The sequence below is a fragment of the Pseudomarimonas arenosa genome (assembly GCF_014841215.1).
GTDB lineage: Bacteria > Pseudomonadota > Gammaproteobacteria > Xanthomonadales > Xanthomonadaceae > Pseudomarimonas > Pseudomarimonas arenosa.
On record NZ_JACYTR010000007.1, the window covers coordinates 69,960 to 96,798 of the forward strand.

The window sequence follows — 26,839 nt, forward strand, 5'->3', positions numbered from 1 at the left end:
GAGTTCAGCGGGTCGCGGGAACCGGAGATCAGTCATCGCTCTTGCGAATCTCGACTCCCGAATCCCGAATCCCGGCTTTACAGCTCTTCCACCACCCGATTGTGATTGGTATAGATGCAGATGTCGCCGGCCACGCTCAGGGCTTCTTCGGCGATCTCGCGGGCCGAGAGTTCGGTGTGCTTCAGCAGGGCCTTGGCTGCGGCCAGGGCGTAGGGGCCACCGGAACCGATCGCGATCAGTCCATCTTCGGGCTCCAGCACATCGCCATTGCCGGAGATGATCAGCGAGGAGTCGCTGTCCGCCACCGCCAGCATCGCTTCGAGACGGCCGAGTCGACGATCGGTGCGCCAGTCCTTGGCAAACTCCACTGCCGCGCGGATCAGCTGCCCGTGCTTTTCCAGTTTGGCTTCGAACAGCTCAAAGAGGGTAAATGCATCCGCCGTGGCGCCGGCAAAGCCGGCCAGTACGCGGCCGTTGGCCAGCCGGCGCACCTTGCGGGCATTGGCCTTGACCACGGTATTGCCCAGGGTGACCTGGCCGTCGCCGGCGACGACCACCGACTGGCCGCGGCGCACGCTGACGATGGTGGTGGCGTGAAAGGATTCCGACATCGAGTTCTGACCGAGCTGGCGAGAGTCCCTGTTAGATTGGGGCCATCGCGGTGAACACAAGCCCGCCGCTCATTGCTCAGGCTCGCCCCTCAGGTCCCCACTTCTTGGCGCCGCTGGCCGAACCGCTCCGCTCAGCAGCACAGGAATGAGGCCGCAAACGACTGAATCTCGTTGCTGTCCGGGTGAAATCTCAAGCTCAGTCCCGTGGTTCGGTCTTGCGCCTGGCGCGCGGGTGCGCGGCGTCGTACACCTTGGCCAAATGCTGGAAATCGAGATGGGTGTAGATCTGCGTGGTGCCGATATCGGCATGCCCGAGCAGCTCCTGCACTGCGCGCAGCTCACCGGATGACTCCAACAGATGACTGGCACAGGAATGGCGCAGAAGGTGCGGGTGGACCCGCTTCCAGACACCCTGCTGCTGGGCCAGCAACTTCAATCGACGCTGCACGGTGCGCGCCGAAATCGGGCCACTCTGACGGCCGGGAAACATGTAGTCGCTGCGCTGGTGGCAGCGCTCGGCCCACGCCTGCAGTGCCTCAAGCGCCCGCCGCCCGACCGGCACGATGCGTACCTTCCGCCCTTTGCCGACCACGCGCAGCTCGGCCTCGCGCGCATCCAGATCGGCCCAGCGCAGCGCGCACAACTCCGATAAGCGCAGGCCCGAGGAATAGAACAGCTCCAGCATGGCGCGATCGGCGGCCGACTGGTCATCCTCAACATTCAGCTCCACCAACTGACGCGCCTCGTCGGCATCCAGCACCTGGGGCAGCCGGCGAGCGGCCTTGGGCGCCCGTACACCCAGTGCCGGGCTGACCCGCAAGCGCCCGATCTCGACCAGATAATCAAACCAGCTGCGCCAGGCCGACAGTCGCCGCTGCAAGCTCTTGGCGGCCAGACCGCGACGATGCGCATCGGCCAGCCAACGGCGCAGGTGGGCGGCCTGTAGCGCCGACCACTCGACCACGGCCGCGGCCTCCATCTGCGCCAGCAACTCGGCGCATTCGCGTTGATAGGCGGCCAGGGTATGCGGCGAGGCCCGGCGCTGATCACGCTGCCGCGCCAGGAAGCTGTCCCGGTCTGCCTGCAGCAACGCCAGAGTCATGGGCTCAGCCGCCCTCCTGCTCGTAGCGCGCCATCGCCACTCCCAGCGACTCGGCCATCAAGCGCAGAAACAGGGTGCCCATACCAGGAAAGAATCGATGCGGATCATGGGTGGCGATCGCCAGCATGCCGCGCCCGTTCAGTGGCAGCAGCGCCACTGACTGCACCAGCTCGGACTTGTCACCGAACAGACATTCCAGCTTGTCCTTGTGCACCCGGCCGCAGAGCGGCTCATCGCCGGCCATGAAATCACGGAACGGCACCCAATCGGCATGCTGCGGATCGCGCACGCGGAGCCAGTCAGTTTCGCCGATGCCGGCCACTGACTTGAACAGCATGATGCGGATCAACTCGGAGCCAAAGTCTTCCTGCAAGGAGGCCACCATCGCACGCAAGGCGCCTGAGGCACTGCTCGCCCGGATCAGACTCAGCGCCAGCTGATGGGTGCGCACGGCCAGCCGCTCATTGTCTTCGGCATTGCGAAACAGCTCGTGCAAGCGGCGATTGAGCTCACGGTTCTTGTCGCGCAGCACCTCCACCTGATAACTCAGCAGTGAGGTAGCCTCGCCCGCTTCGCGGGGCATGGTCAGGTTCAGCGCCAGATCCGGGTATTGGGCCAGAAAGTCCGGATGACGCCGCAGATATCCGGCCACCTCGTGGGCACTCAATGACTGCGCCGTTCCATCACTCATAGTTCCATCACTCCTTCGAATACAAAACAGTACGGGCCACGCATGCTCACCTCGCCGGTCGTCCGGTCAACCTCGATCCGTAGCCGGCCGCCCGGCAGATCAACCGCCACCGGCGATGTGCAACGCCCGGCCCGCTGCAACAAGGCCACCGCGGCGCAGGCGCCGCTGCCGCAGGCCAGGGTTTCGCCGGCACCGCGCTCGAACACCCGCAACTTGATGTGCTGCATGTTCACCACCTCGGCGAACCCGACATTGCAGCTGTCGGCAAAGCGCGCATCTGCCTGCAACGCAGCACCGAGTTCAGCCACCGGTGCGGTGCTGATTTCATCCACTTCAATCAGCGCGTGAGGATTGCCCATGGACGCCAGCGCGAACGACCACCATTGGCCGGCGAAGACGATTTCCAACGGCTCGCTGCCGGCAACGAAACCGACGTCTTGGTGATCGAAGCTGACTCGGCCCATGCGCAGCTCGACCTGCTGCTCGACAAAGCGCACTTCGATCGGCCCCGCCGGGCTATCAAGCAGTCCGCCGCGCTCGGGCAGGATGCCGGCGCGACGGGCCCAAGCGGCCACGCAGCGCGCACCGTTGCCACATTGGCCGGCGACGCTGCCATCGCGGTTGCGGATCGAATAGGCCAACACCGCACCGGCACTGCGTGGCGGCTCGATCAGCATCAGCTGGTCACAGCCAATCCCACGATGCCGATCGCAAAGCTGAGCCAGCTGAGACTCACTCAGGCGCTGTTCCCACTCGCGGGTATCGGTCACTACAAAATCGTTGCCGGCCCCGTGCATCTTGCTGAAGCGGAGCTTCATCGGCGTCAACCTTGCTGGCTATGACTCTTGGCCGGACGTACCAGCTCGCCCTTGTTGCCGCAGGCGGTCAGCGATCCTGCCAGACAGAGCAGCAGTGCGACATAACAGGCAAGTCGAACACGCGACATCGGGACTTCCTCGAAAAGTCATCACACTATCGCATGTTGCTATTCAGCGCACCGGCCCGATGGCCGGCGATTACGCCGTCTCGGCCAGCCCCGCCCCGGTCACCGCCGGCGCTGTGGCGCGATACGCCGCTACGGCGCTGGCCGCGCTGGCGGTGCTGGGCTCGGCGGCTGCCTGCTGCACCAAGGCGGCCTCGGCCGCTTCGCTACGCGCGGCCTGACCGGCATCGGCCACGGCAAAGCGATCATTGAAACTCTGAATCGGCGAGAACGGCGCAAAGCTGCGACCGTTACCGCCAAACGCCCCCACGTACTGCACGAACATCTGCAGCTGCGTACCGGCGGCCAGGCCCGACACCCCGGCCATGGCCCGAGCCGCGGCCGAGATCTCCACCGGCGCCCGGGCGTCGCCCAGCGTCTGCCGGCTGACGCTGAACACAGGCGCACCACCGGCGTTCCCCAGCGGGGACGTCGCGAGTCTGACTTGCACCTGGCTGGCTAAGGGTTCCACTGCTGTTTCCGTTCTCTGCTCGATTCAGCGCCATAGGCGAATTGGATCATCCCAAAGCAGGTATCGGCGGTTTGGCGGAAAACTTTAGGGCGAAATGCAAAAAAATTTCAGCCGCTGCGATAACGCTTACAGCGGCTGATAAAAACAGCTTAATTTTCAAGGCTTTATTGGTTCGCGGCCAGCCAGAAATAGTGGCTGGGCAGCGCTACCCTCGGCTCAGGGCGCAGTTTCTTCAGTCTTCGGCGCCAGTCGCTGCCACAGGAAGGCGTAGGCCAGGGCCTGCATATGCGCCGCCTGAGAATTATCCGCCGCGCCGCCATGCCCGCCCTCGATGTTCTCGTAGTACAGCACCTCGTGACCCTGCTCCATCATGCGCGCCATCATCTTGCGAGCGTGGCCCGGATGGACGCGGTCGTCGCGGGTCGAGGTGGTGAACAACATCGCCGGATAGTCCTGCCCCGGCTCTACGTTGTGATACGGCGAGAAGTGGCGGATGAAGTCCCATTCCTCCGACTTGTCCGGATCGCCGTACTCGGCCATCCAGGAGGCGCCGGCCAGTAGCTTGTTGTAGCGCTTCATGTCGAGCAGGGGCACTTGGCAGACCGCGGCTTCGAACAGGTCGGGGTACAGGGTGACCATATTGCCGACCAGCAGACCGCCGTTAGATCCCCCCTGAATGCCCAGATGCGCCTTGCCGGTGACCTTGCGATCAATCAGATCCTGCGCCACTGCAGCGAAATCCTCGTAGGCACGCAGACGATTCTGCTTCAGCGCCGCCTGATGCCAGCGCGGCCCGTACTCGCCACCGCCGCGAATATTGGCAATTACGTAGACGCCGCCACGACTCAACCAGCCGCGGCCGGCGGAGGCCGAGTAACTTGGCGTCAGGGAAACCTCGAATCCACCGTAGCCATACAGCAGGGTCGGATGGCGGCCGTTCAGCGGCAAGTCCTTGGACGCCACCTGGAAGTATGGCACCCGGGTGCCATCCTTGCTGGTGGCGAAGTGCTGGCTGACCTGCAAGCCAGTGGCATCGAAGAAGCTGGGCAAGGCCTTCAGCTGCTGCGGCGCTTCGCCGACCGCACCGAGCATCAAGCGGGTGGGCGTAATGAAGTCGCTGACGGTGAGGAAATAGGCATCCGAGTGATCCGGATCGACTGCGGTGGCACTCAACCGGCCCACGCTGGGCGCGCCCTTGAGTGGCTCTCGCGCCCAGCCGTCGGCGCCAGGGGTCAGCACGAACAGGCGGTTCTTCACGTCATCCATGACGTTCAGCAGCAGGTGATGACGGGTGGCGCTGAAGCCATCGAGCGAGGTCGTTTCGCTGGGCTCGAACAAGGCGTCGAAATCACGCTTGCCGGCCAGAAAACTATCCAGCTTGGTGGCCAGCAGGGAGCCTGGCTGCCACTGCTTACCGCCGACCTCCCAGGGCTCACGCAGCTCCAGCAGCAGCCATTCGCGATGAATCGACTTGTTGGCGCTGTTCGGCGCCTCGATCTTCACCAGACCCTCGCCCTGGCGCAGGTACAGCTCGTTGTTGTAGAAGGCCAACGCGCGTGACACGTAGTCGCGCTCAAAGCCCGGCGTATCGTCGTGGCCGGCAGCGATGTAGAGGTCGGACTCCAATCCTTCGTAGACCAGCTTGGCCTCACTCATCGGCGTGCCGCGACGCCACTCCTTGACCTGCCGCGGATAGCCCGAGCTGGTCAGTGAGCCCGGCCCAAAGTCGGTGTACACGTAGACCCGATCCTGATCGATCCAGCCCAAGCCACCCTTGGCCTCCGGGCGGAAAAATCCGTCCTTGATCCACTCTTTCTTGCCGCTGTCGAACTCGCGAGTGACGTCGGCGTCAGCACCGCCACGCGATAGCGAGATCAAACAGCGTGTGTAGTCGGGCTTGAGACAGTCGGCGCCGTGCCACACCCAGTTTTCGCCTTCGGCCTTGTTCAGCGCATCGAGATCGATCAGCACCTCCCATTGCGGGCTGTCCTTGCGGTACTCGGCCAACGTCGTGCGCCGCCACAATCCGCGCTGATGCTTCTGGTCCTTCCAGAAGTTGTAGTAATGCTCGCCCATCTTCTGCACATAGGGAATCTTGGCGTCGGAGTCGAGAATCGCCTTCAGGTCGCGCTCCAGCGCCTTGAACTCGGCACCAGCAGCAATCGCCTGTTCCGATTCTGCATTGCGCTGCTTTACCCACTCCAGCGCTTGGCTGTCGGTCACGCCTTCCAGCCACAGATACGGGTCATCGGCAGCCTCAGCCGCCGGCAGTTGCTGACTCATCACAGACAGGACCCCACTCAATACCCAACCCAATTGCTTCACTGACTTCTCCTCGCAACAAGAAACTCGATCCGACCGGTGCGGACTGCTCGTCCAGGAAACCAAGGCCCGATCAGACCACAATCAACGGAACGCTCACTTGCGCTTGAAGCGCAGCGCGAAGCCGGTATCGGCCGGCAGATCGACATCCTCGCCGACATGCGACTTGACGTCAGTGATGGTGCAGATGGATTCGGCGTCGAATCCGCGAATCAGGGCCAGCAGGGCCGGCATCTTCTTCCGCCATTCGACCACGAAGATTACCTGCACCGGTTCGGCGTTGCGCCGACTGCCGGCCAGCTCGACCACGCGATAGCCCTGGTCGCGCAAGTACTCGGCAAGCAGTCGATCGGTGCGATAGGAAATCACCCGCACCAGCTCACGGCCCACACCGAGCCGGCGCTCCAGTGTGATCCCAAGGAAGTTGCCAGAGGCGAAGCCGGCGGCATAGGCCACGGCCAGCCAGGGTTGCGCATCCAGATGCAGCAAGACCTGACGCACCGCCAGCACCCAGATCAACGCTTCTACGAAGCCGATGATCGTCGCCACGCTGCGATAGCCACGGAATCCGACCAGAATGCGCACGGTACCCAGCGAGACATCGGCCACGCGGGCAAGAAAGATCAGGGGCGCCAGCGCCCAGGCGGAAAGGTACAGGGTATCCATGCGGCAATGCTAAAGCAGAATGCTTGGAGAGCCGATGAACCGGCGTGCAGCTCAGGCATTCGGATCAGGCCGGGGACCATCATCCAGGCGGCGCTGCATGCAAAGTGCGGCCGCGCCGTCGTCGTAGTAACCGGGCTTGCGCCCCTGAATCTGGTAGCCGCGCCGGCGATAGAGGGCGATCGCGGCCGCATTGTCTTCGCGCACTTCCAGGCGCAGCGCGTGGTCGCCAGCCTGTACCAAGGCGGCTTCGGCAGCGGCCAGCAGTCGCTCGGCCAGGCCCTGACCGCGATGCTGCCGATCCACAACCAGCGAATACAGTCGCGCCGAGTGCTGGCCGGCATGCCGCAAGATCAGCAGGTAGCCCAGCAGCCGCCCCTCCGACGCCGCCAGCACACGCCACAAGGCGCGCGGTGAAGCCAAGTGATAGCGCAGTTGACGGGGCGACAGGCGATCGCCGGGAAACTGCGCCTCCAGCCGCAGCAATTCGGACATATCCGCCGCTTCGGCCAGGCGCAGGCTGGCCGGCGGCTGAAGCGCCTGTTCAAGCGCGGAGTGCAGCCCGCCTTGGTTTGCTGCAGACTGGGCGCCTCTCGAATGCCCGTTCGCCATGAGCCGTCTCGTCATCGTTGTTGAAAAGCTGTCCGACTGGGGGTCGTACTACCCGTCGGAGAATGTAGTCACCGCACTCGACTACCTCAAGCAGACCTCAGTCGATGCCGAAGACCGGGTGCAGGTGATCAATCTTTGCCGCAGTTTCAAGTACCTCGGCCTGGGCTACTACGTCTCGCTGCTGGCCGAAGCGCGCGGCCACAAGGTCATTCCCTCGGTACGCACTGTGAACGATCTGCGGCGACGCTCACTGTACGGCATCGACATCGAAGACCTTAACCAGAAGCTCACTCGATTCTTTCCCGAGGGTGCCAGCGACACCACCGATTTCGGACTGCTGGTGTATTTTGGCCGAACCAGCTACGCACCGCTGCAGGATCTGGCCCGGCAGGTGTTTGAGGCGTTTCCCTGCCCAATACTCAAGATCGAATTCGAACGACAGAAGGTGTGGCAGATCGCCTCGATCCGTCCAGTCGGCCTGCAAACACTCAGCGACGCCCAGGAAGACAGCTTCGCCGAGGCCCTGGATGCGTTCAGCAAGAAGTTGTGGCGCAAGCCACGTCAGCGACGCAAGTATCGCTACGACCTGGCCATGCTGCATGACCCCGGCGAGGCGATGCCGCCGTCGAACAAGAAAGCGCTGAAGCTGTTTGTCAGCGCGGGCCGTGATCTGGGCATCGAAGTCGACCCGATAGGCCGCAACGACTTCGCCCGACTGGCCGAATACGACGCCTTGTTCATCCGCGAAACCACCACGCTGGAGAACCACACCTATCGTTTCGCCCATCGAGCCGAACGCGAGAACATGGTGGTGATCGACGACCCGGTATCGATTCTGCGCTGTACCAACAAGATCTACCTCAACGACCTGCTGAAATCGCGCAAGCTGCCGATTCCGCGAACCGAGACTCTGTTTCGCGACGACAGCAAGAAGCTGGCAGCGCTGCCGGACAGCATGGGCTTTCCGATCGTGTTGAAGATTCCAGACGGCAGCTTCTCGCGCGGCATCGTGCGCGCCGAATCCTCCGAGCAACTGCATCGCGCCGCGGCCGAGCTGTTCCAGCACACCGCCTTGCTGCTGGCCCAGGAGTATCTGTACACGGAGTTTGACTGGCGTATCGGCGTGCTGGCCAATCAGCCGCTGTACGCCTGCCAGTATTTCATGTCGCGCGGCCACTGGCAGATCTACAACCACGCTGCCTCAGGCGCTGCCAAGAGTGGTGCATTCAAGACCCTGCCGATTCGCGAAGCGCCATCTGAAGTGGTCAAGCTGGCCCTGAAGGCCACTGCCGCCATCGGTGATGGTCTGTATGGCGTCGACATCAAGGCCACCCAACGCGGCCCGGTAGTCATCGAAGTCAACGACAACCCCAATATCGATGCCGGCATCGAAGACGCCTACCTGGGTGACGACTTGTATCGGCGCATCATGGAAGAGTTTCTGCGCCGGATGGAGCGTAAGCGTCTCGGCATCAAACCCTGACGCTGGGATCAGCCCATGAACTTGCGGTGGGCGTGAATCGACATCACCACCCCAAAGCCGGCCAGCAGGGTCACCGCCGAGGTGCCGCCAAAGCTCAGCAACGGCATCGGCACGCCCACCACCGGCAGCAGACCAGACACCATGCCGCCATTGACCACCACATACACCGACAGGCTGAGTCCGATCGCACCGGCGGTCAGCCGCGACCAGGTCTCCCGCGCGTTGGCGGCAATCCACAGACAGCGACCTATGATGAACAGGTACAGAGCCAGCAGCGCGGCAACCCCGACCAGACCGAACTCCTCTGCGTAGACGGCGAGAATGAAGTCGGTAGTGTGCTCGGGCAGGAACTCCAGTCGCGACTGCGTTCCCTGCAGCCAGCCCTTGCCCCACAACCCTCCCGAACCCACCGCAATCTTCGATTGAATGATGTTCCAGCCAGCGCCGAGAGGGTCGGCTTCGGGATTGAGAAAGGTACGCAGTCGATCGCGCTGGTACTCACGAAGAAACAACCAACCGACCGGCGCCAATGACAGGCCTGCTGCGCTTAACAGCATGATTCGTTGCCAGTTGATGCCGGCCAGATAGATCACGAACACGCCGCTGGAGGCCACCAACAAGGCGGTTCCGAGGTCGGGCTGCAGCAGGATCAAGCCGGTCGGCAAACCAATGATCACGGCGGCCAGGGCCAGATCTCGCCAGGTCGGCGGCAACACCCGGCTATGGAGGAAGGCCGCCAGCGCCATCGGCACAGCGAGTTTCAGGAATTCGCTGGGCTGCACGAACACAACACCGAGATTGAGCCAGTGTCGACCGCTACGACCGGTGCCGAGCACGGGCACCAGGGCCAGCAGCAGCAACCCACCGGCAAAAATCCACGGCGCCCACAGACGCAACTGCAACGGCGGTATGCGCGACAGCACCCATAGCGCTGCAAAGCCGACCGCAAAACGCAGCGCCTGGGAGATCACCAGGCCCGTATTGCCGCCAGCGGCGCTGTACAGATTGGTCAGGCTCAGCGCCATCAACAGCAGCAAGGCGCCGGCCAAGGGTAGATCGAGCCGCGGGGTGGCGAAGCGACGGATCAAACCGCCCAGAACAGACAGATTCATCGACCGTCTCCGCCCAGCAGCCAGGCATCGAGTATCTTGCGTGCCACCGGCGCCGCGGCGCGCGAACCAGAGCCGCCACTTTCCACCACCACCGCCAAGGCGATGGTCGGCGCATCGGCCGGCGCAAAACAGACAAACAGGGCACGGTGGCGCAGGTCGAAGGGCAACAGATCAAGATCGATCGCCTGATCGCCGACCCGACTGACTCGTTGGGCAGTGCCGGTCTTGCCGGCGATCAAGTAGCCGGCGTCCGCCGCTGATTCGCGTGCCGTGCCGGTAGGCGAATGCATCACCGCCACCATGCCATCGATGACCGTCTGAACATTGGCCGATTGCAGCCCGAGATCGATCGGTGCCGGATGCGGCTCGTCAATCAGGGCAGCGTCGAATCCGCGCTGCGCTGCGTGAACCAGGCGCGGCTGGTATAGCTGTCCGCGCGAGGCCAGGGCGGCGGTGGCGCGGGCGAGCTGCAGCGGCGTGGCTACCCAGAAACCCTGACCGATGCCGGCAATGACGGTTTCACCGGGGTACCACGGCTCGCCGCGGGTGGCCTGCTTCCAGCCGCGGGTTGGCAGGATGCCGACAGCTTCTCCGCTGAGATCGATACCGCTTGGCTCGCCAAAGCCAAAGCGGCCGATGAACCCCGACATCCGATCGATGCCGAGATCGACCGCCAGATCGAAGAAGTAGGTGTTGACCGACTGCGCCAGCGCTTCGCGCAGGTTGACCGTGCCGTGCCCACCCTTGCGCCAGTCGCGATACTCGCGCTGCTGGCCCGGCAAGCGATAGGCGCCACCGGAAAACACCGTGTCCCCGGGACGCCGAAGCCCGAGCTCGAGACCGGCCAGAGCCACGAATGGCTTGAGCGTGGAACCTGGCTCATAACCACCGAGTACGGCGCGATTGAACAATGGCCGCGAAGGCACCTGCAAGGCTGCGTAGTCCTTGCTGGCAATGCCATTGACAAACAGATTGGGGTCGAAGCTCGGCAGACTGACTAAAGCCAGCACTTCACCATCGCGTGGATCGATGGCTACGGCGGCCCCGTGCTGTTCGCCAAAAGCCGCCACCGCGGCAGCCTGCAGCTTGGCGTCGACGCTGAGATAAAGGTGTTCGCCGGAACCGGCCGGATTGCGCTTGAGCGTACGCAGCACGCGTCCTTCGGCATTCACCTCGACCTGCTCGAAACCGACCTCGCCATGCAAGCGCTGTTCGTAGGCGCGCTCTACACCCAGCTTGCCGATGTGGGTGGTACCGGCGTAGCGGGTCGGGTCGAGGTTCTCCAGCTCGTCCTTGTCGATCCGGCCGACATAGCCAATGACATGGGCGAACAGATCCCCCCGAGGGTAACGCCGGGTTAAGTAGGGCACCGCCTCGACACCGGGAAAGCGATGCCGATTGACGGCGAAGGCGGCCAGCTCAGCTTCGCTGAGCCGGAACCGCAGCGGCACCGGCTGGAAGCGCCGGTGCTGGCGGCGATTCTCAAGAAAGCGCTGACGCTCCTCTTCGCTGAGCGGAATCACCTGCGACAGCTGATCCAGCAGGTGGGGCAGGTCCTTGACCTGCTCCAGCACCACTTCCAGTCGGTACGCCGGCACGTTGTCAGCCAGCAGCTCACCATTGCGGTCATAGATCAGCCCGCGTGCCGGCACGATCGGATGCAGCTTTACCCGGTTGGCATCAGAGCGGGTCAGCAGTTCATCGTGCTGACTGATCTGCAACCAATAGAATCGCCCAGCCAGGATCAGCAGGGCCAGGGCGATCAGCAGCAGGGCAATCAGCGCGCGCGCCTGAAACAGGTTGCTTTCGGCAACAGTGTTCTTGATGCGTTTCTGCCGCCGTGGCCAGCGGCGGCGTTCAATCCGCACGGCGCCGCCCGCGCAGCAATAGCTGATCCAACAACAGGAACACCCATGGCCAGATCAGGGCACCAATCAGGGGAGCGATCCAGAAGCTCGCCGGCGGCACCCCCTCGCCGCTGAGCAGGCGAATGGCCAGGGTCACCACACGGTCGTTCAGCAGCAGAAGTCCGACCGCCAGGGCTTGCTGCGACAGCGGGAAAAACCGCAGTCGCGGCCGAAATCGCAGCACCAGGAACAGGATTACGCAGAGCCTGAGGGCCTGCTCGCCGAGCAAGCTGCCGTACAGCACATCGGCCAGTACTCCGATCAGGAACACCCGGCCAAAGCCGAGCTGAGACGGGGCTTCCAGCACCCAGAAGATCAGCACCAAGGCAAGCCAGTACGGTCGCGCCGCCAGCAACACGTCGGGCAGCGGTAGCAATGCAAGAAAGCCGGCCGCCAGCAGGCTGCCATACAACAGCGCGGCACTGACCTTCAAGCGACTCACGGCGCCCCTCCAGAAGCCAGCTCGCGCGGCGGCCCAACCTCGCCCTCTCCTGCTGGCTCAACCCATACCAGCAGCAATTGCAGGCCCCGATCCAAGGCAGCCGTGGGCTTGGCATCAGCGACCAGGAACAGGCGCGTCTCGTCGGCCTGAATATCACTGATCTCGGCCACCGGCAGTCCGGCGGGGAAGCGGCCGCCCAGGCCCGAGGTAATCAGTTCATCGCCGACCTGGATATCGGCACTTTGCGGAATATTCGGCACACTGAGCCGATCGAGCTGGCCAACGCCATAGGCCACCGTGCGCACTCCAGACCGTCGAACCTGCACCGGAATGGCATGCGAGGGATCAGAAATCAGCATCACCGTCGAGCGCAGTGGCCCGACATCGATCACCTGGCCGTAGACACCGCCGCCATCGATCAGGGCGGTGCCGGCACGCAACCCATCGCGCTGCCCGAGCTCGATCACGGCGCGATGGCGGAATGGGTCGACCTCGAAATCGGCCAGCGGCGCCAGCCGCACCCGCAACACCAAGCCCTGGGTGCCGCCCAGCAACTGGCGCAGATCACGGTTCTCCTGCTGTACCTGCTGCAGGCGCGCCAGCCTCGCCTCGGCCACCAGTAGTTCCTCGCGCAGACGGTTGCGCTGAGTAATCAGAGAATCGCGCTCACCAGCGTAGTCGAACAACCAGCGGGTGCCGCGCCCGGGCAAAGCAGCCAATTGGTACAGCGGCTCCATGGCCAGGCCGACGTAATCACGCACCTTGCCCAACCAGTCGCCCCGATAGTCCGACACCATCAGGCCGATCGCCAGCAGCAGATAGCCGAGCAAACGCGCAGTACCGGCGCCGGCATCGGAAAACAGCGGCGGTGCCGGGGAACTACTCGCCGGCATGGCTGGCCGACGCCGGAAGCTCAGCGTGGTCTCGCGGCCTGGTGATAGGGTCCGGCACGTTCACAGCCGCTCTCCAGCGACGACCTATTCTGGCGAGAAAAAGTCGTTTCCGTGCATATCAATGAGTTCCAGCGCACGACCGCCGCCGCGGGCGACGCAGGTCAGCGGGTCGTCGGCTACATGCACGTGCAGCCCGGTCTCCTCAGAGATCAGCTTGTCGAGATCACGCAGTAAGGCGCCGCCACCAGTCAGCACAATACCGCGCTCATAGACGTCGGCGCACAACTCTGGCGGCGTCTGCTCGAGCGCGCCACGCACCGCGCTGACGATACCGGACAGCGGCTCATGCAGGGCTTCCAGCACCTCGTTGGAATTTATGGTGAAGTTGCGCGGCACGCCTTCGGCCAGATTACGTCCGCTGACTTCGATCTCCTTGATCTCGTTCTGCGGAAATGCACAGCCGGCTTCGATCTTGATCCGCTCGGCCGTGGTTTCGCCAATCAAGGTGCCGTGGTTGCGCCGCACGTAGTTGATGATGGCTTCGTCGAATCGATCGCCGCCGATGCGCACCGACTGCGAATAGACGATGCCATTGAGCGAGATCACCGCCACTTCCGAGGTGCCGCCGCCGATATCCAGCACCATAGAGCCGCGCGCCTCATGAATCGGGATGCCGGCACCGATCGCTGCCGACATCGGCTCTTCGATCAGGAACACTTCGCGCGCGCCGGCCTCTTCGGCCGATTCCTTGATAGCACGTCGTTCCACCGAGGTGGAACCGCAGGGCACGCAGATCAATACCCTCGGACTGGGGCGCAGAATGCGCGCGCGATGCACCTTGCGGATAAAGTGCTTGAGCATTTCTTCGGTGGTAGTGAAGTCGGCGATGACACCGTCCTTCATCGGCCGAATGGTGACGATGTTGCCCGGCGTGCGACCCAACATGCGCTTGGCCTCGGCCCCCACCGCCGCCACTGATTTCGGCGAACCCGGGCCGCGATCCTGACGGATGGCAACCACCGAGGGCTCATTCAGGACGATGCCCTGGCCGCGAACGTAAATGAGGGTGTTGGCCGTTCCCAAGTCGATCGAGAGATCGTTGGAGAACAGGCCGCGAAGGCTCTTGAGCATGCCGGGAATCCGCTTTCAGAAGAGAGACAACAAAGCGCGAAATAGTAGCAGTGATGCGGGTTTGGCGCACGAACGGCGTGCGCGCCCGTAGTTCACGAAATGCTAACGAGAGAGTCCCCGGCGTTGCCCGGCGTCTCGCCGGCTGGCGGCAACGGGCATGCAGCCGCGCCCAACTCCCGCTACGATAGCGAGCTGCCCGGTGGGCGACGATACCTTCAGGAGTTTGGATGTCTACTTTGATCTGCGGCTCGCTGGCCTATGACACCATCATGGTGTTTCAGGACCGATTCAAGAACCATATCCTGCCGGACAAAGTGCATATCTTGAATGTGGCTTTCCTTGTGCCGCGGATGCGTCGCGAATTCGGCGGCGTAGCTGGCAATATCGCCTACAACCTGAAGCTGCTGGGCGGCGATCCGCTGCCGATGGCCACCGTCGGCCAGGACTTCGGCCCGTATCGCGAGCATTTCGACGCCTGCGGGATCAGTCTCAAGCACGTCAAAACGATCGATGAGTTGTTCACCGCCCAGGCCTTCATCACCACCGATCTCGACGACAACCAGATTACCGCCTTTCATCCGGGCGCCATGATGCGCTCGCACGAGAACCACCCCAAGGACGTGGCCAATATCGACTTCGCCATTGTCGGGCCGGATGGCCGCGACGCCATGCTGCAGAACGCCAGTGAACTGGCCGAACTCGGCGTGCCGTTCATCTTTGATCCCGGCCAGGCCATGCCCTTGTTCAACGGTGAGGAGTTCCGTCATTTCATTGAACAGGCGACCTATGTGACGGTGAATGACTACGAGTCGAACCTGCTCAGCGAGCGCACTGGCTGGAATGAAGAGCAGATTGCCAGTCGGGTGAAGGCCTATATCATCACCCGTGGGCCGAAAGGCTCGGTCATGCTGAGCCAGGGCGAGCGCATCGAAGTGCCACCGGCGACCCCAACCCGCGTGGTCGATCCCACCGGTTGCGGCGATGCCTATCGGGCCGGACTGATCTTCGGCCTGTCCCAGGGCTACGATCTGGCCACCGCTGGCCGCGTGGCGTCGCTGATGGGTGCGTTGAAGATCGAGCACCACGGCACGCAGAACCAGCGCTTCGATTACGGCGAGTTCGCCCAACAGTTCAAACAACAGTTTGGCAGCGCACTGGGCTGATCGGCCCAGCGAACGCCCACCGCACTCTTACGGCAGGAGTCAGGCATGCGACTGTTCAAAGCCTTCACACTGGAAGCGGCACATCGGCTGCCCAATGTGCCGGCAGGCCACAAGTGCGCACGCCTGCACGGCCACTCCTTTCGCGTTGAAGTCCACGTCGAGGGCGAGGTCGATCCGCACACAGGCTGGGTGATCGACTTCGCGGAGATCAAGGCGGCCTTCCAGCCGCTGTACGATCAGCTCGATCACCGTTACCTAAATGACATCGAAGGCCTGGATAATCCAACCAGCGAACGTCTGGCGGAATGGATCTGGGCGGCATTGAAGCCTCGCCTGCCCCTGCTCGCCGAGGTGGTGGTACACGAGACCTGCACCTCGGGCTGTCGCTACCAGGGGCCGTAACTCCATGAAATAAGAGAGATTCCTCCGCTCGTCGGCGCGCGCTTGAATTTTGTTGCAGTGCAACATAGGTATTGCTACAGTGCCGCCACACAGTCAGTCATTCGCATGCCTGACCCACATGTCTCTAGAGGAGGGACCATCATGTTCGAGAACTTCAATCAGCCGGTGATCAATCTTGGTAAGCAGTTCGCCGATTCGGCGCTCAAGGCCCAGCAGCTGGCCCTGAACAACTTCGAGCAGGTCGCCAACCTGCAGCTGAAGGCGCTGGAAACCCGCGTCAACGCCACCTTCGAATTCCTCGGCGAAGCCGCCGAAGTGCGTGATTTCGACGGCGTCAAGGCGATCTGGCCGAAGGGCTTCGCCCTGGTCAAGGAGTCGGGCGAGCAACTGTTTGCCACCAGCCAGGAAGCTATGGGCCACACCGTCAAGACCAGCGAGGCGATCAGCCAGCTGATCAAGACCCAGGTCGAAACCGCCAACGACAGCATCGTCAAGCCGGCGACCAAGGCCAAGGCCGCGAAGTAAGCCCAGGCTTGCCAGCTGCCAACGAAACGGCCCGCTCAGCGGGCCGTATTTGTTTGTGCCGTGATCATCGGCCGGCGACCATGACTGCGCACGACACCTGACCGCCGCCCGGCTTTGCCGCGGCTTTGGGCAATGGTTCGCTTAGACGAAGAACAAGGCCACGGCACAGCCCAGTGCGGCCAGCCAGACCAGACTTCGTGGCGTCGCCCAGTCGGCCATGTAGCAAACGCCGTACAGCAGGCGCAGCAGCACGAAGGCCAAGGCCAGGTAGCCGATGCGCTCGACCTCAGCCTGGCGCCAGAGGGCGAACAGCACGGCCGTCGCGAACAAAGGAAATGCTTCGAAACTGTTCAGATGCGCGCTGTGCGCGCGATGCGAGCGGCCGTCCTGCTTGGACAACCAACCGCGCGGATCGCGGTTGTTATAGCGCGGCGCGGAGAACTTCGCGACCACCACGAACAGATACGGCATCAAGCCCGCTGTCAACAGACACGCCACGATCAGTGTCACAACGCTTCCCCCTGGAATCGCGCCCAATCAGCGGGCAGCCGATGAAACTACTTGCGACCGAACAAGCGTTGCCAAAAGGAGCGCTTCTTGACCGGCGCTGGCGCCGGCTTGGCCGCCTTGCCCGCTGCTGAGCCAGCGGCGATATCGCCCGCCGACACCCGCCGCATCACCTGGGTGCCCTGTGCTATGGCCCGGGCGGCACGCGGGGCGTGTTGCTTGCCAGCCAGCAGATCAAACGCCAGTTCAGCCAGCTTCACCTCGGCCGGGGTTGCCGCCTGCTCCGCCACCGGCTCGATCTTCAGCAACTCCATCATCAGCTTGGCGTAGTTCTCCCCACCCGAGGCGGGGTGATTGTCCAGCGCAGCGGCGCGGCTCGGAAACATGGTCAGCAGTACGGCCACTCCGGCAGCATCGAGAATCTGTCGCACGGTTGGCTGCACGCCGGCCAGGCGCAGGCTGGTACTGGGCGTGTTGAGCGACTTCGACAGCGAGGCCAAGGTACGTACGCCCGCGTTGCTGATATAGCCGAGCTCGCTAAGGTCAAGCACGATATGCCGCTCACCGCCGGCCACCGACTCCTGGGCGAACAGTTCGAAGTCCGGCGCGCTCTCGTTGTCGAGCCGTCCGGAGATGGCGGCGATCAGAATGCCGCCGACACGATCTCGCAGGATGTCTAATGCCATAGCGCTCAGCCTTCGCGAAAGGTGAATCGCGCCGGGCCAATCTCCAGCACGTCGTCGTGGCGCATTAGGTGCTGTTCCACCACCACGCCATTGATGCGCACGCCACCCCCCAGATCACTGACCGTGTAGCCGGCCATGCTGACGCGGATTTCGGCGTGTTTGGACGCGGCACCGGCGACCCGTACGTCGCAGTCCTCGCCAGAACCGATGCTGACGGGCTTCAAACCCACCGTGTGGGTCAACTTACCGGCCTCGGGGTTCTGCGGCACCAAGCGAGCGCCACGGATGATCACCGTCTGGTCGGCACGCGGTGGCGTGACACCACCATTGCTGCCTTTCAGCACCCGCATGGCCTGTGTGGCCCCCGGATCACCTGCTGCGGGTATCGCCGGCGCTGGCGGCGGCGTCGGCGCTGACGGCGGGGGCGGGATAGTGGCATTGGGATCGGCCAACTGCTCGGGCTTCAGCGTCTTCAGCTGCACCGTGGCCTCCTCGCTCGGCGTCTGGGCCGGAGGCGGCTGGGTCGATGCGGGATCAACCGTCGGGTTGGACAGCGGCGTGGCGGGCTCGGCCTTGTTGCCGGCCGCGACCTTGCTGTTCAGCTCCTCTTCTGAGCGAAACGCGGCGACAAAGCGCTCACGCAGGCCCTGCGCCTGTTCGCGCACGTCTGCCTTGGCCTGCACGCGCTGGTCGATTTCGGCGATGCGTCGGTCAAATTCTTCCTGGTCGAACTCGCCGAGGGTGTGCCGAAACTCCACTTCCTCTCGATCCAGTGTGGCCGCCTCATGATCGGCCTCCGAGCGCGACAACAGGGCGAACAGCTTGGCGTACTCCTGCCGCGCCTTGTCCTTCAGCGGAGCGGCATCCTTGTCCAATTGCTTGCGTTTGCTTTCGTAGTCGCCCTTAACCCGTTGATAGACCGCCTGGGCAACGCTCTCCTTCTTTTCTTCCATCGCCTTCAAGCGATCATCGAGCGTTTCCACTTCCTGTTTCAGCCGGGTCAGCTCATCGAGCACCGAGGTGTCGATGGCGGCAAGCTCTTCACTGATGGCAGTCTCGCTCATGCAGCCGCCCCCAGCAGACGCAATTCAATCGCGCCAAAGCGCAGAGTGTCGCCAACTTTCAGAGCGACCTCCTCGTCCGGCTGCACCTTGGTGCCGTTGACCCAGGTGCCATTGCCGACACCGGGTTCCTCACGCAATGACAATCGCCCGGCATTGACCAGGATGCGGGCATGGCGCCGGCTCAGGGTGCGCGCAGTGTCGTAGTCACCCAGGTTGATCTCGGGGATTGACCCGGTGGCCGGATCGGGCCGTCCGACCAGCAGTTCGGTCTTGCCACCGGGCAGCGGAATCCTGCCTTCGGCATGTTCCAGCACATAAGGGATGGCGGCCGGCTGCACCGTGGTCGAGGACACCGGCGCCTTGGCAGTAGCGGCCGGCTTGGATGGCGCCGCCGATGGCGTAGCTGCCGCACCGCCGCCTTGCCTCTGCAGGGCAACCCGTTTGGCCTCGCTTTCCTTCAGACGCAGCACCAGACGCCGCATCACGTGCACGGCGATTTCCGACTTCTCGCGCAGTACGGTGTGAAACGCTGCGATATCGATGCGCAAGGCGCGAACCGCCGTTTTGGCCGTGACCGAGGCGGTATGCGGCTGTTCCTGCAGGATCGACATCTCGCCGCAAAAGTCACCGGGGCCGATCTCGGCCAGCACCAAGCCAGGTGCATCCGCCCGCTCCACCACCGCCTGCCCGGACTCCAGCACAAACAGGGCGCTGGCCGGTTCACCCTCACGAATCATCGGGCTTCCAGCGGCAAACTCGACAAACGGACTCTCGCTCATGTGCTTGGGGCCTCGACTGCGAATCGCTCGATTATGCCGAGCGGTGGAAAGCCGCCGCAAGCAAGGCGCGTGGATTGGCGTTCAGCCCGCGCCCTTTATCGGCACCGATTCGGCCAAACCTATCCTTTGGTTGGCTTACTCGGACGGCGCCATTGGCTGATGCTGATCTGTTTGGCCCGGGTCAAGGTCAGCTGATCGTCCGGCGCCTGCCGGGTGATCACTGAACCGGCACCGATGGTGGCATCAACGCCGATTTTCACCGGCGCGACCAAGCTTGAATTGGAGCCGATAAAGGCGCGATCACCGATCTCGGTCCTGTGCTTGTTGGCGCCGTCGTAATTGCAGGTTATGGTGCCGGCCCCGATGTTCACGCCCTCGCCAATCTCGGCATCTCCTAGGTAGCTGAGGTGATTGGCTTTGCTTCCACGGCCCATGCTGACCTGCTTGGTCTCGACAAAGTTGCCGATGTGGGTTTGGTCGGCCAGTCGGGTACCGGGTCGAAGGCGAGCAAACGGGCCAATACGCGCATCGGCGCCAATCTCGACGCCATCGAGATCGCAGTGCGCCTGCAGTATCGTGCCCGCCCCCAGGCTGACATTGCGCAGGCGACAGAACGGCCCGATCACCACGCCGTCAGCCAGGTCCACTTGACCTTCGAACACCACATTGACGTCAATTTCCACATCGCGACCCACGCTGACCGTGCCACGCACATCCAGGCGATTCGGATCAGCCAGGCGCGCGCCGGCCAAGGCCAGCGACTTCGCCTGGCGCAGCTGGTAGCGCCGCTCCAGCTGGGCCAGTTGCCATCGATCATTGGCGCCATCGGCCTCGCCCGGCTCGCGACAGGACACCGCCTTGGCCGGCCGCCCTTCGGCCGCCGCCATGGCGAAGATGTCGGTCAAGTAGTACTCGCCCTGGGCGTTGTCATTGCGCACCTGACTCAACCAACGCCGCAGATCTTTCGCAGACGCGACCAGCACACCGGTGTTGATGGTGCGTACCGCACGCTGCTCCGCTGTCGCGTCTTTCTCTTCGACGATCGACATCACGCAGCCGTGTTGATCGAGCAGCACACGACCGTAGCCGGTCGGGTTGTCCAGCTGATCCACCAGCACCGAGCAGCCGTGCTGGGAAGCGGCAGACAGCAGGCCGGCCAGCGTATCGGCTCGAATAAGCGGTACATCGCCGTACAGCACAAGTACCTTGGCATCGTCGCTGACCTGAGGCAGAGCCGCTGACACCGCGTGGCCGGTACCCAACCGCTCGGATTGCAGCGCCCAACGCAGGCTGCCATCCGCTGCAAATGCCGACTGCACCTGATCGCCACCATGGCCATACACCACATGCACTTTCGCTGCCGAAGCAGATCGCGCCTGAGCTATGACATGACCCAACATCGGCTGACCGGCGATCGGCTGCAGCACTTTCGGCACGTCGGAGCGCATTCGCTTGCCTTCGCCGGCAGCCAGAATAATCGCTTCCAAGCTCATTGCAGGTTCTCCATCTTGCGCTCGGCCGCATCTCCGACCACCGACAGGCGGCCGTTGAGGCGGCGAAAGGTTAGTGCCAATCGCACAGAATAAGCGTGTCGTGAGACGACTTCACGGCGCACGGCATCGGTCTCTCCGTCGCCATCGGTATCAACATCCCGCCAATCGCTGATCTCCAGCGGCACCAGCTGCCAGGACCGCGCAGCCGCGGAAATCGCCTGCTCAAAATCACTGGCACATTCGCCGCAGCGCTGCTCAGCCGGCAGTGCATCGATATCGGCTCGCTGCACCCGACCGTTCTCGTCCACCACGGCCAGCAGCTCAATTCGCAAGGGTTGGTCGAGCGATGGCAACCAGCGATCCGGCACCTCGGGCATTGGCATGTCCTCAACCTCACCGGCACCGGGATTGCTGGATTGACCGATTTTCAACGCATGCTCGCCTTCGCGGCCGGTCGGCAAACGCTGCGCCTCCACCGCACCACGCGCAAATGGCGGTGCAACAGTGCGCGTCGGCGCGCTGCTACAGCCAATCAGCAGCAAGGCCATAGCGGCGGCGCCCAGCCAGGCGCGAACCTGCCACGGACGCGGGCAACGCGGCATCTGGATCGATTCACTTCGAGGAAAGCGGATGGCAGGGCGCCCGCTGCACGGCTTGAACGACCTGGGCCAGCGATTCGCCCAACGGCGCCATCGCATGCAGGTGGATCTGGATGCCCGCTCGGCGGTGCTGGCATTGCGGCTGCTCTGATTCAATGTTTGGGTTCGCTGACTGGGAGCGGAGGTCGCCAATTTTAGCCTGACGATTCGCGCATGCATCGCCGTCATCGCCGAACGCAGAGCAGCATTGCGTGGACTCCCCTCGGCCGCTGGGCGGCGAGGAGTTTCTGGCCATTTTGCTCGACCTGGGGTTGCCGGGCGGAGCGATCAGGAGACCTTCGGGGCCCTGATCAAGCGTGCAGACTTGACGCTCTATCGCGCCATGACTGAGGGGCGTGGCCGATTGAGTCTGGCGGTCGAGACGAGATCGAACGGTGCAGACGGCGAATAAAACAACGCCGGCTTGCGCCGGCGTTGGATCGAGCCCTGTTTGCCGGAGTGGCGGATGCTCAATGCTTGAGATTCTTGCGCAGACGCTCCAGCGCCTGCAGCTGGGCGTTGACCTCGGCGAGCTTGGCCTGGGCTTCGGCCAGTTCCATCGCTTCGGAACGTCCCGCCAACACGCGCTCGGCTTCTTCCTTGGCCTGCTTGGCGGCGGCTTCATCCAGATCCTCAGCGCGCAGGGCGGTATCGGTCAGGATGGTCACCACCTGCGGCTGCACTTCCAGCACGCCACCGGAAACGTAAAAGAACTGCTCCTCACCGCCCGGCAGAATCACCCGCACCTGACCCGGCTTGAGCCGGGTGATCAACGGCGCATGGCGCGGCGCGATGCCAAGCTCACCCATTTCGCCAGTCGCAATCACCATCTCGGCCAGACCGTGAAAGATTTCCTGCTCGGCGCTTACGATGTCACAACGAATGGTGCTCATTGGTTCCTCACTTGGTTCGGAACGTGATTGGTGATTCGTGATTCGTGATTCGTGAGAGCCAAAGCCCTAACCCTTCGCGAAACCCGGCTCTTAGCCAATCACAAATCACTAATCACGAATCACGAATCACTCGGCCGTTTAGGCCGCAGCTCCCATCTTCTTGGCTTTCTCGAAAGCCTCGTCAATGCCGCCGACCATGTAGAAGGCCTGCTCGGGCAGGTGGTCGCATTCGCCGTCGACGATCATCTTGAAGCCGCGAATGGTGTCTTTCAGCGACACGTACTTGCCGGGCGAACCGGTGAACACTTCGGCGACGTGGAACGGCTGGCTGAAGAAGCGCTCGATCTTGCGGGCGCGCGACACGGCCTGCTTGTCTTCTTCCGACAGCTCGTCCATACCCAGGATCGCGATGATGTCCTTCAGCTCCTTGTACTTCTGCAAGGTGGCCTGGACGCGACGGGCGGTGTCGTAGTGCTCGTGGCCGATCACGTTCGGGTCGAGCTGACGGCTGGTCGAGTCGAGAGGATCCACCGCCGGGTAGATACCCAGCGAGGCGATGTTACGGCTCAGCACCACGGTCGCATCCAAGTGGGCGAAGGTGGTGGCCGGCGACGGGTCGGTCAGGTCGTCGGCAGGCACGTACACGGCCTGGATCGAGGTGATCGAACCGGTCTTGGTCGAGGTGATGCGCTCCTGCAGCACGCCCATTTCCTCGGCCAGGGTCGGTTGGTAACCCACCGCCGACGGCATACGGCCGAGCAGGGCCGACACTTCGGTACCGGCCAGGGTGTAGCGGTAGATGTTATCGACGAACAGCAGCACGTCCTTGCCCTTGCCGGACGCGTCTTTCTCGTCGCGGAAGTATTCGGCCATGGTCAGGCCGGTCAGCGCCACGCGCAGACGGTTGCCCGGCGGCTCGTTCATCTGGCCGTACACCATGGCCACCTTGTCGAGCACGTTGGAATCTTTCATCTCGTGGTAGAAGTCGTTGCCCTCACGAGTACGCTCACCGACGCCAGCAAACACCGACAGGCCGCTGTGCGCCTTGGCAATGTTGTTGATCAGTTCCATCATGTTGACCGTCTTGCCGACGCCGGCGCCGCCGAACAGGCCGACCTTGCCGCCCTTGGCGAACGGACACATCAGGTCGATCACCTTGATGCCGGTTTCCAGCAGCTCTTCGGCCGCGGCCTGATCTTCGTAGCTCGGCGCCGAGCGATGGATTTCCCAATGATCTTCAGAAGCCACCGGACCGGCTTCGTCGATCGGTCGACCGAGCACGTCCATGATGCGACCGAGGCAAGCCTTGCCGACCGGCACCGAAATCGCCTTGCCGGTGTTGTCGGCAACGAGTCCGCGCTTCAGGCCATCGGTGGATCCGAGAGCAATGCTGCGCACCACGCCGTCGCCCAGCTGCTGCTGGACTTCGAGGGTGATCTCGGTGTTCTGCACCTTCAGCGCGTCGTACACCTTCGGCACCTGGTCACGCGGGAACTCCACGTCCACGACCGCGCCGATGATCTGCACAATCTTGCCCTGGTTCATTGTTTTCGCTCCGTAAGTCAAACTTTGGCGAGCGTTCGTTGGTTCGCTCTTTTAACCGTAACGTGATTGGTGATTAGTGATTGGTGATTGGCTAAAGCGCGCCCGCCGCTGCTCTTTCGAATCACAAATCACGAATCACGAATCACGGCTCTCAATCAAACCGCTGCCGCGCCGCCGACGATTTCCGAGATTTCCTGGGTAATCGCGGCCTGACGGGCCTTGTTGTAAATCAGGTTCAGGGTGTCGATCAGCTTGGTCGCGTTGTCCGAGGCGGCCTTCATGGCCACCATGCGGGCTGCGTGTTCGCTGGCCTGGTTCTCCAGCACGGCCTGATAGACCAGCGACTCGACATAGCGAGTCAGCACATGGTCCATCACGCTGGGCGCATCCGGTTCGTAGATGTAGTCCCAGTCGTGCTTGGTTTCCAGCTCATCCGAGGGCGGCAGCGGCAGCAGCTGATCCTGTACCGGCTTCTGCACCATGGTGTTGATGAAGTCGTTGTAGCAGAGGAATACGCGATCGATCTTGCCTTCCTCGTACGAATCCAGCATCACCTTGATCACGCCGACCAACTGCTCAACGCGCACCTGCTCACCCAGATGGGTGACCGATGCGGCCATGTTGACTTTCAGACGACGGAAGAAGGCGGCGGCCTTCTGGCCGATGCACACCACATCGACGTCCACGCCTTTTTCCTGCCACTGACGCATGTCCGCCAGGATGCGACGGAACATGCCCGAGTTCAGGCCACCGCAAAGACCGCGATCGGTCGACACGATGATGTAACCAATCCGCTTGACCTCATTGCGATCGGCCAGGAACGGATGCACGTACTCCGAGTTGGCCTTGGCGATATGGCCAATCATCTGCCGCATCAGGCGTGCATACGGACGGGATGACTTCATCCGATCCTGCGCCTTGCGGATTTTCGAAGCCGAGACCATTTCCAGTGCACGCGTCACCTTTCGGGTGTTCTGCACCGACTTGATCTTGGTTTTGATTTCGCGACCACCAGCCATTGGTTCCTCGCTCGCTTTGCTCGCTCAGCGTGATTTGTGATTCGTGATTTGTGATTCGTGTCTTGGCTCGGTGATCCGTCAGCGTTGCGGTTGTCCGCGACTGACAAATCACCAATCACCAATCACTTATCACGTCGTTACCACGACTGCTTGAACTCGCTGATGATCTGCTTGAACTTGCCTTCGATTTCGTCGTTCCAGTCACCGCTGGCGACGATCGACTTCTCCAGCTCACCGTAGGTATTGCTCAGGTGGGCATGCATGCCGGCTTCGAAGTCGATGATCTTGTTCACCGGCACGTCATCGAGGTGACCTTCGTTGACGGCGTAGATCGACAGCGCCATCTGGCAGATGTTCATCGGCAGGTACTGCTTTTGCTTCATCAGCTCGGTGACGCGCTGACCGCGCTCCAGCTGCTTACGGGTGGTCTCGTCGAGGTCCGAAGCGAACTGGGCGAAGGCCGCGAGTTCGCGGTACTGCGCCAGCGAGATACGAATGCCGCCAGACAGCTTCTTCATGATCTTGGTCTGCGCAGCGCCACCGACGCGCGACACCGAGATACCGGCGTTCACCGCCGGGCGGATGCCGGCATTGAACAGGTCGGTTTCGAGGAAGATCTGACCGTCAGTGATCGAGATCACATTGGTCGGCACGAAGGCCGACACGTCACCGGCCTGGGTTTCGATGATCGGCAACGCAGTCAGCGAACCGGTCTTGCCCTTGACCGCGCCATCGGTGAACTTCTCGACATACTCCTCGTTGACCCGAGCAGCGCGCTCGAGCAGACGGGAGTGGAGATAGAACACGTCACCCGGGTACGCTTCGCGGCCCGGCGGACGGCGCAGCAGCAGGGAGATCTGGCGGTAGGCAACGGCCTGCTTCGACAGATCGTCGTAAATGATCAGGGCGTCTTCGCCGCGATCGCGGAAATACTCGCCCATGGTGCAGCCGGAGTAGGCGCTGATGTACTGCATGGCAGCCGATTCAGACGCCGACGCCGCCACCACGATGGTATGGGCCAGGGCGCCGTACTGTTCCAGCTTGCGCACCACGTTGGCGATCGAGCTGGCCTTCTGGCCGATCGCGACGTAGATACACTTAACGCCGGTGCCCTTCTGATTGATGATGGCGTCGATCGCCATCGCGGTCTTACCGGTCTGACGGTCGCCAATGATCAGCTCGCGCTGGCCACGGCCAATCGGGATCATGCTGTCGACCGACTTGTAGCCAGTCTGCACCGGCTGCGACACCGATTTACGCCAGATCACGCCCGGGGCCACTTTCTCCACCGGCGCGGTTTCCTTGGCCTCGATCGGGCCCTTGCCGTCGATCGGCTCACCCAAGGCGTTGACCACGCGGCCGAGCAGTTCGGTACCAATCGGCACTTCCAGGATGCGTCCGGTGGTCTTGGCCACGTCGCCTTCGCGCAGGTGCTCGTAGTCACCCAGCACCACCGCACCGACCGAGTCACGCTCGAGGTTCAGTGCCAGCGCAAACGTATTGTTCGGCAGTTCGATCATTTCGCCCTGCATCACATTGGCCAGGCCATAGATGCGGACAATGCCGTCGGACACCGAGGTCACCACACCTTCATTGCGCGCTTCGGCGCCAAGGCTGGTCTTCTCGATACGGGTCTTGATCAGTTCACTGATTTCAGACGGGTTGAGTTGGGTTTGCATGGTGCTTTCCCTTGGTCGTCCGG

28 protein-coding genes are annotated in these 26,839 nt (G+C 62.9%); 4 read left to right on the forward strand and 24 right to left on the reverse strand.

The genetic code is table 11. The features are described from left to right. Positions 1-77: 77 nt before the first annotated feature. From hslV to IFO71_RS05395, 9 genes are all read right to left on the reverse strand, one after another. Entirely contained in the window at positions 78-611 is a 534-nt protein-coding gene (gene hslV, locus IFO71_RS05360) for an ATP-dependent protease subunit HslV (RefSeq protein WP_192028511.1), read from the reverse strand. A 196-nt stretch (positions 612-807) separates the two neighbouring features. After that, positions 808-1,713, reverse strand: a complete 906-nt coding sequence (locus IFO71_RS05365; protein ID WP_192028512.1) for a tyrosine recombinase XerC — start codon at positions 1,711-1,713, stop codon at positions 808-810. A 4-nt stretch (positions 1,714-1,717) separates the two neighbouring features. Continuing rightward, positions 1,718-2,404: a DUF484 family protein gene (locus IFO71_RS05370; protein WP_192028513.1), complete on the reverse strand. Its 687-nt coding sequence runs from the start codon at positions 2,402-2,404 to the stop codon at positions 1,718-1,720. Then, on the reverse strand, positions 2,401-3,222 hold the full coding sequence (gene dapF / locus IFO71_RS05375; RefSeq protein WP_192028514.1) for a diaminopimelate epimerase: 822 nt from the start codon (positions 3,220-3,222) through the stop codon (positions 2,401-2,403). The genes IFO71_RS05370 and dapF overlap by 4 nt, the downstream gene beginning before the upstream one ends. A gap of 5 nt (positions 3,223-3,227) precedes the next feature. Then, positions 3,228-3,350: an LPS translocon maturation chaperone LptM gene (lptM, locus tag IFO71_RS21770; protein ID WP_225444410.1), complete on the reverse strand. Its 123-nt coding sequence runs from the start codon at positions 3,348-3,350 to the stop codon at positions 3,228-3,230. A 70-nt stretch (positions 3,351-3,420) separates the two neighbouring features. Continuing rightward, a complete protein-coding gene (locus tag IFO71_RS05380; RefSeq protein ID WP_192028515.1) occupies positions 3,421-3,786 on the reverse strand; it encodes a hypothetical protein in 366 nt (121 codons plus the stop codon). Positions 3,787-4,074: 288 nt separating this feature from the next. After that, entirely contained in the window at positions 4,075-6,141 is a 2,067-nt protein-coding gene (locus IFO71_RS05385) for a prolyl oligopeptidase family serine peptidase (RefSeq protein ID WP_192028516.1), read from the reverse strand. A gap of 135 nt (positions 6,142-6,276) precedes the next feature. Beyond that, complete coding sequence (locus IFO71_RS05390) at positions 6,277-6,846, reverse strand: DUF2179 domain-containing protein (protein WP_192028517.1); 570 nt, start codon at positions 6,844-6,846, stop codon at positions 6,277-6,279. Positions 6,847-6,897: 51 nt separating this feature from the next. Continuing rightward, the gene (locus IFO71_RS05395) at positions 6,898-7,455 is read right to left on the reverse strand and encodes a GNAT family N-acetyltransferase (protein ID WP_225444411.1); all 558 of its coding nucleotides are present in this window, start codon (positions 7,453-7,455) and stop codon (positions 6,898-6,900) included. Here IFO71_RS05395 and IFO71_RS05400 point away from each other — a divergent pair. Beyond that, positions 7,454-8,938: a RimK family protein gene (locus IFO71_RS05400; protein ID WP_192028518.1), complete on the forward strand. Its 1,485-nt coding sequence runs from the start codon at positions 7,454-7,456 to the stop codon at positions 8,936-8,938. The genes IFO71_RS05395 and IFO71_RS05400 overlap by 2 nt on opposite strands. 8 nt (positions 8,939-8,946) lie before the next feature. On the opposite strand, the gene rodA is transcribed toward IFO71_RS05400, so the two are convergent. The 5 genes from rodA to IFO71_RS05425 form a co-directional block, all read right to left on the reverse strand. After that, the gene (gene rodA / locus IFO71_RS05405) at positions 8,947-10,050 is read right to left on the reverse strand and encodes a rod shape-determining protein RodA (RefSeq protein WP_192028519.1); all 1,104 of its coding nucleotides are present in this window, start codon (positions 10,048-10,050) and stop codon (positions 8,947-8,949) included. Beyond that, a complete protein-coding gene (mrdA, locus tag IFO71_RS05410) occupies positions 10,047-11,918 on the reverse strand; it encodes a penicillin-binding protein 2 (RefSeq protein WP_192028520.1) in 1,872 nt (623 codons plus the stop codon). The genes rodA and mrdA overlap by 4 nt, the downstream gene beginning before the upstream one ends. Further along, the gene (mreD, locus tag IFO71_RS05415) at positions 11,908-12,399 is read right to left on the reverse strand and encodes a rod shape-determining protein MreD (protein ID WP_192028521.1); all 492 of its coding nucleotides are present in this window, start codon (positions 12,397-12,399) and stop codon (positions 11,908-11,910) included. The genes mrdA and mreD overlap by 11 nt, the downstream gene beginning before the upstream one ends. Further along, on the reverse strand, positions 12,396-13,292 hold the full coding sequence (gene mreC / locus IFO71_RS05420) for a rod shape-determining protein MreC (protein WP_192028522.1): 897 nt from the start codon (positions 13,290-13,292) through the stop codon (positions 12,396-12,398). Before mreC ends, mreD begins: the two co-directional genes overlap by 4 nt. A gap of 84 nt (positions 13,293-13,376) precedes the next feature. Then, positions 13,377-14,423 carry a rod shape-determining protein gene (locus tag IFO71_RS05425; protein ID WP_192028523.1) on the reverse strand — a complete coding sequence of 349 codons (1,047 nt, stop codon included), beginning with the start codon at positions 14,421-14,423 and terminating at the stop codon, positions 13,377-13,379. A gap of 227 nt (positions 14,424-14,650) precedes the next feature. Here IFO71_RS05425 and IFO71_RS05430 point away from each other — a divergent pair, with 227 nt between their 5' ends. The 3 genes from IFO71_RS05430 to IFO71_RS05440 all read left to right on the forward strand — a co-directional run bounded on the left by IFO71_RS05430 (position 14,651) and on the right by IFO71_RS05440 (position 16,513). After that, positions 14,651-15,586 carry a carbohydrate kinase family protein gene (locus tag IFO71_RS05430; protein ID WP_192028524.1) on the forward strand — a complete coding sequence of 312 codons (936 nt, stop codon included), beginning with the start codon at positions 14,651-14,653 and terminating at the stop codon, positions 15,584-15,586. A gap of 45 nt (positions 15,587-15,631) precedes the next feature. Continuing rightward, complete coding sequence (queD, locus tag IFO71_RS05435; RefSeq protein ID WP_192028525.1) at positions 15,632-15,988, forward strand: 6-carboxytetrahydropterin synthase QueD; 357 nt, start codon at positions 15,632-15,634, stop codon at positions 15,986-15,988. 141 nt (positions 15,989-16,129) lie between these two features. Continuing rightward, a complete protein-coding gene (locus IFO71_RS05440; protein ID WP_192028526.1) occupies positions 16,130-16,513 on the forward strand; it encodes a phasin family protein in 384 nt (127 codons plus the stop codon). Between the two features lie 141 nt (positions 16,514-16,654). On the opposite strand, the gene IFO71_RS05445 is transcribed toward IFO71_RS05440, so the two are convergent. The 10 genes from IFO71_RS05445 to atpA all read right to left on the reverse strand — a co-directional run bounded on the left by IFO71_RS05445 (position 16,655) and on the right by atpA (position 26,816). Then, positions 16,655-17,023, reverse strand: coding sequence for an MAPEG family protein (locus IFO71_RS05445; protein WP_332309321.1), 369 nt, complete (start codon positions 17,021-17,023; stop codon positions 16,655-16,657). Positions 17,024-17,070: 47 nt separating this feature from the next. Further along, on the reverse strand, positions 17,071-17,706 hold the full coding sequence (locus tag IFO71_RS05450) for an STAS domain-containing protein (RefSeq protein WP_192028527.1): 636 nt from the start codon (positions 17,704-17,706) through the stop codon (positions 17,071-17,073). 5 nt (positions 17,707-17,711) lie between these two features. Next, a complete protein-coding gene (locus tag IFO71_RS05455) occupies positions 17,712-18,770 on the reverse strand; it encodes an FHA domain-containing protein (RefSeq protein WP_192028528.1) in 1,059 nt (352 codons plus the stop codon). Beyond that, complete coding sequence (locus tag IFO71_RS05460) at positions 18,767-19,549, reverse strand: cyclic nucleotide-binding domain-containing protein (protein ID WP_192028529.1); 783 nt, start codon at positions 19,547-19,549, stop codon at positions 18,767-18,769. The genes IFO71_RS05455 and IFO71_RS05460 overlap by 4 nt, the downstream gene beginning before the upstream one ends. A gap of 119 nt (positions 19,550-19,668) precedes the next feature. Further along, positions 19,669-21,042 (reverse strand): bifunctional UDP-N-acetylglucosamine diphosphorylase/glucosamine-1-phosphate N-acetyltransferase GlmU, encoded by a 1,374-nt coding sequence (gene glmU / locus IFO71_RS05465; RefSeq protein ID WP_192028530.1) that lies wholly within the window; start codon positions 21,040-21,042, stop codon positions 19,669-19,671. Continuing rightward, positions 21,039-21,644, reverse strand: a complete 606-nt coding sequence (locus tag IFO71_RS05470) for a hypothetical protein (protein ID WP_192028531.1) — start codon at positions 21,642-21,644, stop codon at positions 21,039-21,041. The genes glmU and IFO71_RS05470 overlap by 4 nt, the downstream gene beginning before the upstream one ends. A 506-nt stretch (positions 21,645-22,150) precedes the next feature. Next, complete coding sequence (locus IFO71_RS05475; protein ID WP_192028532.1) at positions 22,151-22,573, reverse strand: F0F1 ATP synthase subunit epsilon; 423 nt, start codon at positions 22,571-22,573, stop codon at positions 22,151-22,153. A 138-nt stretch (positions 22,574-22,711) separates the two neighbouring features. Then, positions 22,712-24,118 carry a F0F1 ATP synthase subunit beta gene (gene atpD, locus IFO71_RS05480; RefSeq protein WP_192028533.1) on the reverse strand — a complete coding sequence of 469 codons (1,407 nt, stop codon included), beginning with the start codon at positions 24,116-24,118 and terminating at the stop codon, positions 22,712-22,714. A gap of 155 nt (positions 24,119-24,273) precedes the next feature. Beyond that, entirely contained in the window at positions 24,274-25,137 is an 864-nt protein-coding gene (atpG, locus tag IFO71_RS05485) for a F0F1 ATP synthase subunit gamma (RefSeq protein WP_192028534.1), read from the reverse strand. A 137-nt stretch (positions 25,138-25,274) separates the two neighbouring features. Further along, a complete protein-coding gene (gene atpA / locus IFO71_RS05490; RefSeq protein WP_192028535.1) occupies positions 25,275-26,816 on the reverse strand; it encodes a F0F1 ATP synthase subunit alpha in 1,542 nt (513 codons plus the stop codon). Positions 26,817-26,839 lie beyond the last annotated feature (23 nt).